A 12,691-nucleotide genomic window follows, 5' to 3' on the forward strand; every position below is an offset into this window, starting at 1 on the left:
TTGCCTAAACTATGGCCTTTCCCGACGGAGCGCTGCCGGTGCTGGCCTACCCGCTGATCAAGTCGCTGCATATCGTCTTCGTGATCGCCTGGATGGCGACGGTGTTCTACCTTCCGCGCATCCTGGTCAACATCGGCGAGGCCGGCAGCGAGCCCGCGGTGAAGGCGCGGCTCGAACTGATGGGGCGCCGCCTGTACAAGTTCGGCCACAGCATGTTCGGGCTGGCCTTTCTCTTCGGGCTCGTCCTCTGGCTGTACTTCCATATCGCCGGCGGATGGCTGCATGCGAAGCTGGCGCTCGTCGTTGTCATGCTCGGCTATTACATCTGGTCGGGCCGGCTGCTCAAGCGCAGCATCGCTGGCGGCACGCTGCCGGCCACGAAGACGCTGCGCCTGTTCAACGAACTGCCGGTGCTGGTGTTGCTCGCGATCGTCTTCCTCGTCGTCGCCAAGCCGTTCTGAAGTCTCGCCCGGCGAGACGTGGATCGGCGATGATCCACGCTGACGTTTTTCGCCCTGGAGCCGCCCGTTGAGCGACGTGGACGACATCGCGCCGGGCCTGATGGTCCTGCACGGCAACCGCCTGGAGGAACTGCGCGACGTCCTGGTCGCGTGGCTTCGGCGCGCGCCGCTGGCGCCGCTCGAGGACGAGTGGGTGCTGGTCCAGTCCAACGGCATCGCGCAGTGGTTCCAGATGGCGCTGGCACGCGCGGCCGACGAGGGCGGGCTGGGCATTTCGGCGGCGGTGAACGTGCAGCTTCCCGGCCGGTTCCTCTGGAAGGCTTATCGCGCGGTGCTCGGGCACGAGGCGGTGCCGCAGGAATCGCCCTTCGACAAGTCCCGGCTGGTCTGGCGCTTGATGCGCCTGTTGCCATCGCTCGCGCAGGAGCCGGATTTCGAATCGCTCGCCGCCTACCTGGGCCAGGAGGACGATCCGCGTAAATGCCACCAACTCGCCGAGCGGCTGGCCGACCTTTACGACCAGTACCAGGTATACCGGGCCGACTGGCTGGACGACTGGGCGGCGGGACGCGACGTATTGCGCGACGCACGCGGCGGTGCGCCCGCCATGGCCGCTGGCGACCGCTGGCAGGCGATGCTGTGGCGGCGTCTGCTGGACGATGTCGGGCCCGTGGAGGCGGAAGGTCATCGTGCGGCCGTGCACGAACGATTCCTGCGAGAGATCGCCTCGGCCGGCTCGCGGCCCGCGGGACTGGCGAGGCGGATCGTGGTGTTCGGCATGTCGTCGTTGCCACGACAGACGCTGGAAGCACTGTCCGCCATCTCCCGCTGGTCGCAGGTGCTGCTGGTGGTGATGAATCCGTGCCGCCACTACTGGGCCGATATCGTCGACGACCGCGAATTGCTGCGTGCCGAGCGGCGGCGTCAAACACCGAAGCAGGGCATGCCCGCCTTGCCTTCCGATGCCGACATGCACCTGCACGCGAACCCGTTGCTGGCGGCCTGGGGCAAACAGGGTCGCGATTACATCCGCATGCTCGACGAGTTCGATCATCCGGAGAGTTACCGCGAACGCTTCACCGCATGGGACCAGCGTATCGACCTGTTCGCCGAGCCATCGTCCCGGCGCCTGCTCGGGCAGGTGCAGGCGGCGATCCTCGATCTGGAAGCCGTTCCGGCGATACCCGCGAGGATCGACTCCGTCGATGCCAGCATCGCCTTCCATGTCGCCCATGGTCCGCAGCGCGAGGTGGAGATTCTCCACGACCAGTTGCTGGCGCGCTTCGAAGCCTCGGCGCGCGAGGGCGATCCGATCCTGCCGCGCGACGTGATCGTGATGGTGCCGGACATCGAGACCTATGGTCCGCACATCGATGCGGTGTTCGGCCGCGTGCCGCGCGACGATCCGCGCCATATCCCTTTCAGCGTGGCCGATCGCGCCTCGCGTGGCACCGTGCCCCTGGTGATGGCGATGGACATGTTGCTGGGCATGACGGAGTCGCGCTTCGCCGCGGGTGACCTGGCCGACCTGCTCGACGTGCCGGCGATACGGAAACGGTTCGGGCTTGGCGAAGACGATCTCTCCCTCGTGCACCGCTGGATCGAGGGTGCGGGTATCCGCTGGGGGCTGGATGCCGCGCAACGGGCGTCGTTGGGATTGCCCGCGCTCGAACAGAACACGTGGCGTTTCGGCCTGCGGCGCATGCTGCTGGGCTACGCGGTCGGGCGCGGCGAAGCGTGGGGCGACATCGAGCCATATGATGAGGTCGGTGGGCTCGACGCCGAGCTGGTCGGCCCGTTGTCCGATCTGCTGGACAGCCTCGGGGCGTACTGGCGGTCGATGGCCGAGCCCGCGCCACCCGCGGCGTGGGCTGCGCGCCTGCGCGCGCTGATTCGCGAGTTCTTCGAGGCCGCTGAGCCCGACGACAGCATGCGCATCCAGCGCCTGCACGATGCCCTCGACGCCTGGGAGCTTGCGTGCGCGGAAGCGGCCTTCGACGAGGCGCTTCCCGTGGATGTCGTACGCGAAGCGTGGCTGGGACAGCTCGATGACGACGGCCTGTCGAAACGCTTCCTCGCCGGTGCCGTGAGTTTCGGCACCTTGATGCCGATGCGCGCCATCCCGTTCCGCCTCGTATGCCTGCTGGGCATGAACGACGGCGATTATCCGCGTGCGCGTCCGCCAATGGATTTCGACCTGATGTCGCGCCCGGGTGCCTGGCGTCCGGGCGATCGCTCGCGGCGCGAGGACGACCGCTACCTGTTCCTCGAGGCGCTGCTTTCCGCGCGCGACGCGTTGCACATCGGCTGGGTGGGACGTAGCGCGCGGGACAATGCCGAGCGCGCGCCTTCGGTGCTGGTGGGCCAGCTGCGCGATTACCTCGCGGCCGGTTGGCAGGCAAACGATGGCGGGCCCTTGCTGTCGCGCATCACGGTGGAGCATCCGTTGCAGCCTTTCAGCCGTGCTTATTTCGGTACCGGCGACGAACGGCTCTTCACCTATGCCCGCGAATGGCGTCAGGCCCACGACGGCAGCGAACGGGCGGTGGACGAGGCCTTGCCGCCCGTTTCCATCGAACGGCCGCTCGGCCTGGCGGTATTGCGCCGCTTCCTGCGCCATCCCGTGCGCGAATTCTTCCAGTCGCGCTTGGGCGTCCGCTTCGACGCCGCCGAGGTCGCCACGGATGAGCTCGAGCCTTTCGTCATCGACGGGCTCGGCCGATTCAGCATGACCGACGCGGTGTTGCGTGCCGCGATTCATGGGCAGGGCGATGCCGCCTCATCGATCGATGCCGCCGCCGCCCGCCTGCAACGCAGCGGCGTATTCCCGATGGGGGGCTTCGCCGGGCCGGTCCGCCGAGAGATCGAGGCCACCGCGACGACCGTGTTCGCGCGCTTCGTCGTCGAACGGCGTGCATGGCCGGCCGATGCCGGCAAGCGCGAGGTTCGCATCGAGGCCGCTGGCATCGTCATCGAGGATTGGCTGGCGGATCTTCGCGCCGATGGTGACGGGAAGCTCGCCGCCTTCCTGTTGTCGCCGTCGAACGTGCTGGATGACGAAGGGGCGGTGCGCGCGCACCGCCTGGTGATGCCCTGGGCCGATCACCTCGTGGCCCAGGCCGCCGGGCTCGCCCTGGAGACGCGCTACATAGGGCCGGACGCCACCGTGGTCCTTGCGCCCATCGACGCCGGCCATGCCACGCGCATGCTGGAGACCCTGGTGCGCGCCTGGCTCGAAGGCATGCGCGCACCCTTGCCGGTCGCCGTGCGAACGGCGCTGGCGGCGCTCGCCACCGCCTCGCCGGACGAGTCCATCGCGGCGGCGCGCCGTGCGTACGACGGCGTGCATGAGCGCTCGCGTGGTGAAGTGGACGGCGATCCCTACCTGCTCCGCGCCTATCCCGATTTCGCCGCGCTGGAGCAGGCGGGCTTCGAACACGGGTTGCAGCCGTACCGGGATTTCATCGGCAGCGTGCGCGTGGAGCCCGCATGAGCGCGAACATGCATCCGCTGCAACCCTTGTCGATGCCACTCGACGGCGTGCGCCTGATCGAAGCGAGCGCCGGCACCGGAAAGACCTGGACCATCGCCGCGCTCTACGTGCGCGCCGTGCTCGGCCATGGCATCGCCGAACCACTGCTGCCTCCGCAGATCCTCGTCGTGACGTTCACCGAAGCGGCCACGCAGGAGCTGCGCGAGCGCATCCGCACGCGCCTCGTGGATGCGGCGCGCGCCTTCCGGGAAAATCGCGCCGACGAACCGTTCCTCGCGGGCTTGCTGGGTGCCCAGCCGGTCGAGCGCCGTGCGGCGTGCGCGCGCCGCCTGGAACTGGCCGCGCAATGGATGGACGAAGCGGCCATCTTCACCATCCATGGCTGGAGCCAGCGCATGCTGACCCAGCACGCGTTCGGCAGTGGCCATGCGTTCGCGCAAACGCTGGAGCCCGACGAAAGCGAGTTGCTCGCCGAGTGCGTGCGCGATTACTGGCGACAGGCTTTCTATCCACTCGACGAGGCGCGGCTGGCGCCGATCATCGAGGAGTGGACCTCGCCCGACGCCTTGTTGCGTTCGCTGCGGCCACTCCTGGCGGGGGGCGAGACCACCTTGCGGGTCAACGGTGAGGTGCTGCCCGGGACGGTCGATATCGCCGCCACCCTTGCCGGGCGTGCGGCCTGGGATGAGGAAGCAGTGCGCCGGAACGCCGCGGCCGCCGAGGCGTGGGCGGCGGATGTCGACGCGATCGAGGCGACGATTTCCGCGGCCGCGCGCGACAAGGTCCTGCACAACGGTTGGTACAAGCCGGAGCGCATGCCAACCGATCTCGCCGCGATGCGGCGCTGGTCGCTTACCGGCGACGCGGCCGGTTTCGACATCGCACGGTATGCCGCGACCCGTCTGGCCAAGGCCACCGGCAAGGGCAAGACCCCGCCGGCGCATCCAGCGTTCACGGCGCTCGATCATTGGCGGGAATGGCAGGCGGGAAAGGTGCCCGTTCGCCACGCCGTGCTCGTGGATGCCTTGCAGTGGGTGCGCGAACGGTTCGCCGCGCAGAAGCGCCGCCGGGCGCAGATCGGCTTCGACGACCTGCTGCTGCGCCTGGACCGCGCCTTGGCATCGCCGTCGGGAGCGGGCCTGGCGGCGACCCTGCGCCAGCAGTTCCCGCTGGCGTTGATCGACGAATTCCAGGACACCGACCCGCTCCAGTACCGGATCTTCCGTGCCGTGTATACCGGCGCACCGGCGGTGGGACTGCTGCTGATCGGCGATCCAAAGCAGGCGATCTACGCGTTTCGCGGCGCGGACATCCATACCTACCTCGCCGCGCGCGGCGAGGCACAGCCGCCGCATTACAGCCTCGATACGAACCATCGATCCAGCGAAGGCATGGTGGCGGCGGTGAACGCGGTCTTCGAACATGCGGAGCGTCACGCCACAGGGGCCTTCCATTTCGCCGATCGCGGGTTGCCCTTCGTCCCCGTGAAGGCGCGTGGCCGCGCGGAAACCTTCGTGATCGAGGGGCGGCCACAACCCGCCTTGCGCCTCTGGCTGCTCGACGACGAAGCGCCGGTGGGTGTCCGTGTGTATCGCGAGCAGATGGCCGGCGCGTGCGCGGCGGCCATCGTCGACCTGTTGCAAGCGGCGGAACGTGGCGAGTGCGGGTTCCTGTCCGGGGACGGCACGTTCGTGTCGCTCAAGCCGGCGGATATCGCCATCCTCGTGCGCAGTCACAACGAGGCGGCCGAGATGCGCGCCGCGCTCGCACGGCGCAGTGTGCGCAGCGTCTTCCTGTCCGATCGCGATTCCGTGCTCGACAGCATCGAGGCGCACGACGTGCTGCTCTGGTTGCGTGCGGTGGCGGAGCCCGCGTCGGATACGGCGATGCGCGCCGCGCTCGCCACGCGCAGCCTCGACCTCGGCTATGCCGAACTCGAACGCCTCAACGTGGACGAGCGGCACTGGGAACGGCGTGGCCAGCAGTTGTTCGAGCTGCGCGAGACCTGGCGCCGGGGCGGGGTGCTCGCGATGCTGCACCGCTTCCTCCATGTCTTCGATCTGCCGGCGCGCCTGCTCCAGTCGCCGGGCGGTGAGCGTGCGCTGACCAACCTGTTGCACCTGGCGGAACTGCTCCAGCAGGCGGCGGCCACGATCGAGGGCGAACAGGCCCTGATCCGCCACCTCGCGGAGCGCATCGTCGATACCTCCAGTCACCATGGCGATGACCAGATCGTCCGCCTGGAAAGCGATGACGACCTGGTCAAGGTCGTGACGATCCACAAGTCGAAGGGCCTGGAATATCCGTTGGTGTTCCTGCCTTTCGCCTGTGCTTCGGGTGGCGCCCGCGCAGGCCAGGGCTACCGCTATCACGATGTCGGCGGCGCGCAGATGGAACTGCTCGCCGCCAGTCACGATGGTGCTGGCGAGGCCGTGCGCGAGGCCAAGGAAGCGGCCGACCGTGCGGCGCTGCAGGAGGACCTTCGCCTGCTTTATGTCGCGATGACGCGTGCGCGCCATGCGTGCTGGGTCGGTGTGGCGCCTGTCTGCCATAACCCGGCGAAGAAGCCGCAACTGCATCGGGGTGCCTTCGGCCACGTGCTCGGCGGCGGCCGGGAGATCGACAACGGCGCGATCGAAGGCCTGTTGCGCGAGCTTGCCGAGGGACACCCCTCGATCGCCGTCGAGTACATGCCGGCCCCTCATGAGCGGCCTTACCTGCCGGCAACGCAAGACGAGCGGCCCCAGCCGGCGCGCGAACCCCATGTCGCCCGCGCCGCGCCGTGGTGGATCGCCAGTTATAGCGCGTTGCGCTACAGCGATGACGCCGTGGCCGCGCCGGAGACCGCGGCGGACGACATCATCGTGGAGTACGCCACGGAGCCTGCGGCGACACCCGCCGATATCGCCACCATCCATGGTTTCGAGCGCGGCGCCGAAGCAGGCACCTTCCTTCACGACCTGCTCGAATGGGCCGCGGAGGAGGGCTTCGCCGAGGTCGCCGGCGATCCGGCGCGTCTTCGCGATACCGTGGCCCGTCGCTGCGAGCGTCGTGGCTGGGAACGCGCGATCGACCCGCTCACCGACTGGTTGCTTGGCTTCCTGCGTACATCGCTGGCATTGCCGGACGGCCGTCATCTCGTGCTGGCCGCACTCGACGATCCACGCCGTTACCGCGCCGAACTCGAGTTCATGTTCGAAGCCCGAGGCGTGGATACGCTGGCGCTGGACCGCATCGTGCGCGAGTACACGCTCGGCGGCGCGGCACGCCCCTCGCTGGCGGCGGACCGGGTCAATGGCATGCTCAAGGGCTTCATCGACCTCATCGTGGAACACGAGGGCCGTTGGTACGTGGCCGACTACAAGTCGAACTGGCTGGGTGTCGACGAGCAGGCCTATACGCCCGCCGCCATGCGCCGGTCGATTCTCGAATCGCGTTATGAACTGCAATACGCGCTCTACCTGCTCGCCCTGCATCGACAATTGCGCGCGCGCCTCGGTACGGCATACGACTACGACACGCACATCGGCGGCGCCGTCTACCTCTATCTGCGTGGCGTCGACGGCAGGGGGCATGGCGTCCACGTGGAGCGTCCGCCGAAGGCGATGATCGACGCGCTCGACGCCTTGTTCGAAGGAGTGGCCGCATGATCGCCGATATCGCGCGCTGGCTCGACACGGCGGTGGCCGAAGGGCGCCTGCGTTCCATCGACCGCGCGTTCGCGCGCTTCCTCGCCGCGCTCGAACCGGGCGTGGACGCGCGCGTGCTGGCGACGGCCGCCCTGGTCAGCCGTGAACTCGGCGAGGGGCATATCTGCGTGGATGTCGGCCGCCTCGGCGAGATGGAGGCATCGTTGGGGGAACCGGAACGTTGGATCGGCACGTCGTCCCTCGTGGCCGATCCCGCAGGCGATCCAGCCGCCCCCCTGGTACTCGACGGTGGCTGGATCTACCTGCGCCGATTCTGGCGGGATGAGGCCCGTGTCGCCGACGCGGTGGTTTCCCGCTTCGGCAACCTGCCCGTGCCGGCCGAGCTCGATGTCGAACTCGACCGCCTGTTCCCGCGCGACGGCGACGGGCCCGACTGGCAGAAGATCGCCTGCGCCATCGCCATACGCGGGGCCTTCGCGGTGGTGACGGGCGGTCCGGGCACGGGCAAGACCACCACCGTGGTCCGCGTGCTGGGGCTCCTGCAGGCGTTGGCCCATCGCGAAGGCCTACCGCGCCTGCGTATCCGCCTCGCGGCACCCACGGGCAAGGCCGCGGCACGATTGAACGCCTCCATCGCCGGGCAGATCGAGCGGCTCGACGTGGAGGCCGCCGTCAAGCAGGCGATTCCCGCCGAAGTCACGACCTTGCACCGGCTCCTGGGCAGCCGGCCGGACAGCCGCGCCTTTCGTCACGACCGCGACAACCCCTTGCATGTGGATGTCCTCGTCATCGACGAGGCGTCGATGATCGACCTGGAGATGATGGCGGCGACGCTGGACGCCTTGCCCGCCGGGGCACGCCTCATCCTGCTTGGCGACAAGGACCAGTTGTCGTCGGTGGAAGCGGGTGCCGTCCTCGGCGACCTGTGCGCACGCGCGGAGCAGGGGTATTACGACGTCGACACGCAGGCGTGGCTGGCCACGGTATGTCACGTCGACGTCGGTCCGTGGACGATGCCCACGGAGGCACGTGCGCTCGACCAGCATGTCGCGATGCTCCGGCGCAGCCGCCGCTTCGGTGACGACAGCGGTATCGGCGCGCTGGCCGCCGCGATCAATGCCGGCGACCTGGCGGGAGTCCGTTCGGTGTTCGAACGGGGTGACACCGACCTCGCCGCGTTGCCGCCCTCTCCTGAGTCGGTCGCCGTCCTGGCGATCGAGGGGCGTGGGGAAGCTCCCGGCTATGCGCACTACCTGGATCGCATCGAAGCGGCGCGTCCGGCGGCCGATGCTTCGTTTGCCCACTTCGAGGCCTGGGGAGCGGAAGCGTTGCGGTCGTACGCCCGGTTCCAGTTGCTCTGTGCCACGCGGCACGGTGACAACGGTGTCCTGCGGCAGAACGAGCGCATTGCACAGGGCCTGCTCGAACGCGGCCTCATCGAGACGGTGGACGGCTGGTATGAAGGCCGGCCGGTGATGGTCACCCGCAACGATTACGCGCTGGGGCTGATGAACGGCGATGTGGGCGTCACGCTATGGGCGCCGGACGGGCAGGGCGGCATGGCCTTGCGCGTGGTGTTCGCGGTGATGGACGAGCGTGGCGGTGAACGCATCCGTTTCGTCGTCCCGAGCCGTCTCGCGGCGGTGGAAACGGTGTATGCGATGACCGTGCACAAGTCGCAGGGCTCGGAGTTCGAGCACACCGCGCTCGCGCTGCCCGCCGAACCGTCTCCCGTGCTGACACGCGAACTGGTCTATACGGGCGTGACCCGCGCAAGGCGCTGGTTCACCTTGCTGGCCGCACCGGACATCCTCGGCTATGCGGTGCAGCGGAAGACGCAGCGGGCCTCGGGTTTGCTGCGCCGGTTGCTCTGATTCGCAGGGTCGGCTCCCACCACGGCGTCGCGATCAGCCCACCTTATAAAAATCCTTGTACCAAGCGGCGAACTTCGCCAGCCCTTCGTCGACCGACGTTGCGGGCGCATAACCCACATCCCGACGCAGCGCCGACACATCCGCCCAGGTGTCGGGGACATCGCCGGGCTGCATCGGCAGCAGGCGTTTTTCCACTTCGCGCCCGAGGTGCTTCTCCAGCAGGCCGATGAAGTCCAGCAGTTGAACCGGCTCATCGTTACCGATGTTGTATACGCGGTAAGGCGCGGCCGAGCTGCCCGGATTCGGTGCCACCGGATCGTACGAAGGGTCCGGCGCGGCCGGGTGGTCGAGCGTACGGATCACGCCTTCGACGATGTCGTCGATGAAGGTGAAGTCGCGGCTGTGCTGGCCGTGGTTGTATACGTCGATCGGTTCGCCGCGGACGATGCGGTTGGCGAACAGGATGGGCGACATGTCCGGCCGGCCCCACGGGCCGTAGACGGTGAAGAAGCGCAGGCCCGTCGTCGGCAGCCCGAACAGGTGGCTGTACGTATGCGCCATCAGCTCGTTCGATTTCTTCGTGGCCGCGTAGAGGCTGACGGGGTGGTCCACGGCGTCCTCCACCGCGAAGGGCATCTTGCGATTGGCGCCATAGACGGAACTGGACGAGGCGTAGACCAGGTGCCCCACCTGGTGCCGCCGGCAGGCCTCGAGGATGTTCACGAAGCCGACCAGGTTGCTCTGCACGTAGGCGTGCGGATGGGTGAGCGAGTAACGGACGCCGGCCTGGGCGGCGAGGTTCACCACGCGCTCCGGCTGGAAATCGGCGAATGCCTTGTCCACCGCCGTCTGCACGGCGAGGTCCGCGCGGAGGTGGGTGTATGCCGGGTGCGCGGCGAAGCGGGCGAGGCGCGCTTCCTTCAGTGACGGATCGTAGTAGTCGTTGTGGTTGTCGAAACCCAGCACGGTGTCGCCGCGCGCGAGGAGGCGCTCGGTGAGGGCCGAACCGACGAAACCGGCGCTGCCGGTGACCAGGATGCGCATGGTGGGGACCTGCGGTTTGGGCGGCCCCACAGTGTAACGGACGCCCGGATTGACACGGCAGCGGCGCTGATCTAGTTTTTGCGCGATATCCACGAGACGAAGGTGGCCCGCGGCAACGCCGGCCGAGTGTGCGACATGCGGACTACTCGCTTCCCAACCTGAGCCCCCGCCACGTCTTCGTCACCTTTCGAAGGGCGCCTGGCGCCCTTTTTGTTTGTCCGGAACCACCATCCATGATCCAGATCACGCTACCTGACGGCAGCCAGCGCCCGTTCGACCATCCCGTCACCGTGCAGGACGTCGCCGCCTCGATCGGTGCCGGCCTGGCCAAGGCCACGCTCGCCGGAAAGGTCGACGGCAAGCTCGTCGATGCCAGCTTCACCATCGACCACGATGCCGCCCTCGAGATCGTCACCGAGAAGAGCCCCGAGGCGCTGGACATCCTGCGCCACTCCACGGCGCACCTGCTCGGCCAGGCAGTGCAGCGCTTGTTCCCGGGCGCGCAGGTCACGATCGGTCCCGTGGTCGAGAACGGCTTCTACTACGATTTCGCCTACGAGCGGCCCTTCACCCCGGACGACCTCGACGCCATCCAGGCGGAGATGGAGAAGATCGTCAAGGAACAGATCCCGGTCACCCGTTCGGTGAAGAGCCGTGACGAGGCGATCCGCTTCTTCCGCGACATGGGCGAGGAATACAAGGCCCAGATCATCGAAAGCATCCCGGCCAACGAGGAGCTTTCGCTCTACACGCAGGGCGAGTTCACCGATCTCTGCCGCGGCCCGCATGTGTCGAACACGGGCAAGCTGCGCGCGTTCAAGCTGATGAAGGTGGCCGGCGCCTACTGGCGCGGCGATTCCAGCAACGAGATGCTGACCCGCATCTACGGCACCGCATGGCTGAACGACAAGGATCTCAAGGCCTACCTGCTCCAGCTGGAGGAGGCCGAGAAGCGCGACCACCGGCGCATCGGCAAGCAGCTGGGCCTCTTCCACATGCAGGAAGAGGCGCCGGGCATGGTCTTCTGGCATCCGAAGGGCTGGGCCATCTGGCAGGCGGTGGAGCAATACGTCCGCGGCGTCTACAAGAAGAGTGGCTACCGCGAAGTCCGCGGCCCACAGATCATGGACGTGAGCCTGTGGAAGAAGTCCGGTCATTGGGACAACTACCAGGAAAACATGTTCTTCACCGAGTCGGAGAAGCGCACGTATGCCCTGAAACCCATGAATTGCCCGGGCCACGTGCAGATCTTCAACACCAACCTGCACAGCTACCGCGACCTGCCGGTCCGCTATGGCGAGTTCGGCGGCTGCCATCGCAACGAGCCCTCGGGCGCGCTGCACGGCATCATGCGCGTGCGCGCCTTCACCCAGGACGACGGCCACATCTTCTGCACGCCGGCCCAGATCGAGGAGGAGGTCGCGGCCTTCCACGGCCAGGCCATGAAGGTCTACGAGGACTTCGGCTTCAACGACATCGCGATGAAGATCGCTCTCCGCCCCGACAAGCGGATCGGTTCGGACGAGGTCTGGGACAAGGCCGAGCACGCCCTGCGCGGGGCCCTGTCGGCGGCCGGGGTGGAGTGGGAGGAGCTGCCGGGCGAGGGCGCCTTCTACGGTCCCAAGATCGAGTACCACATGAAGGATTCGATCGGCCGGGCCTGGCAGGTCGGTACCATGCAGGTCGATTTCATGATGCCCGAGCGCCTGGGCGCCGAATACGTGGACGAGAACAGCCAGCGCCAGCACCCGGTCATGCTGCACCGGGCCATCGTGGGCTCCATGGAGCGCTTCATCGGCATCCTGATCGAGCACCACGCGGGCTTGCTTCCGACCTGGCTCGCCCCCATTCAGGCAGTTGCCTTCAGCATTACCGACGCGCAGGCCGATTATGTGCGTGAAGTGACGCAAACCCTTGTCGGACAAGGGTTCAGGGTGGAAGCCGATTTGCGCAACGAAAAAGTCGGATATAAAATCCGCGAGCACACGTTGCAGAAGGTGCCCTATCTCATCGTGATCGGCGATCGCGAGAAGGAAACGGGTACCATTTCCGTACGTACCCGCGGCGGCGAAGACCTTGGCAGCATGCCGGTGGCACAATTCGTCGAACGTTTGGAAGCCGAGACCCGCCGCTAGGCCGCGGGTCCGGTATTGGGATCATTCTTCTGGA

At 67.5% G+C, this 12,691-nt stretch carries 6 protein-coding genes; 5 read left to right on the forward strand and 1 reads right to left on the reverse strand.

The genetic code is table 11. From position 1 onward, the window contains the following. Positions 1-38 precede the first annotated feature (38 nt). The 4 genes from J2T07_RS12130 (at position 39) to recD (ending at position 9,478) form a co-directional block, all read left to right on the forward strand. A complete protein-coding gene (locus J2T07_RS12130; RefSeq protein WP_430539361.1) occupies positions 39-461 on the forward strand; it encodes a CopD family protein in 423 nt (140 codons plus the stop codon). 76 nt (positions 462-537) lie between these two features. Further along, a complete protein-coding gene (gene recC, locus J2T07_RS12135) occupies positions 538-3,954 on the forward strand; it encodes an exodeoxyribonuclease V subunit gamma (protein WP_306850682.1) in 3,417 nt (1,138 codons plus the stop codon). Further along, a complete protein-coding gene (gene recB / locus J2T07_RS12140) occupies positions 3,951-7,604 on the forward strand; it encodes an exodeoxyribonuclease V subunit beta (RefSeq protein WP_306850315.1) in 3,654 nt (1,217 codons plus the stop codon). Before recC ends, recB begins: the two co-directional genes overlap by 4 nt. Beyond that, positions 7,601-9,478: an exodeoxyribonuclease V subunit alpha gene (gene recD, locus J2T07_RS12145; protein ID WP_306850316.1), complete on the forward strand. Its 1,878-nt coding sequence runs from the start codon at positions 7,601-7,603 to the stop codon at positions 9,476-9,478. The genes recB and recD overlap by 4 nt, the downstream gene beginning before the upstream one ends. A gap of 33 nt (positions 9,479-9,511) precedes the next feature. On the opposite strand, the gene J2T07_RS12150 is transcribed toward recD, so the two are convergent. Then, positions 9,512-10,522 carry an NAD-dependent epimerase gene (locus J2T07_RS12150; RefSeq protein ID WP_306850317.1) on the reverse strand — a complete coding sequence of 337 codons (1,011 nt, stop codon included), beginning with the start codon at positions 10,520-10,522 and terminating at the stop codon, positions 9,512-9,514. Positions 10,523-10,755: 233 nt separating this feature from the next. On the opposite strand from J2T07_RS12150, the gene thrS reads away from it, so the two are divergent. Continuing rightward, positions 10,756-12,657 carry a threonine--tRNA ligase gene (gene thrS / locus J2T07_RS12155; RefSeq protein WP_306850319.1) on the forward strand — a complete coding sequence of 634 codons (1,902 nt, stop codon included), beginning with the start codon at positions 10,756-10,758 and terminating at the stop codon, positions 12,655-12,657. Positions 12,658-12,691: the final 34 nt, after the last annotated feature.

Source organism: Luteibacter jiangsuensis, assembly GCF_030812295.1.
In the GTDB taxonomy this organism is placed as follows: Bacteria; Pseudomonadota; Gammaproteobacteria; order Xanthomonadales; family Rhodanobacteraceae; genus Luteibacter; species Luteibacter jiangsuensis_A.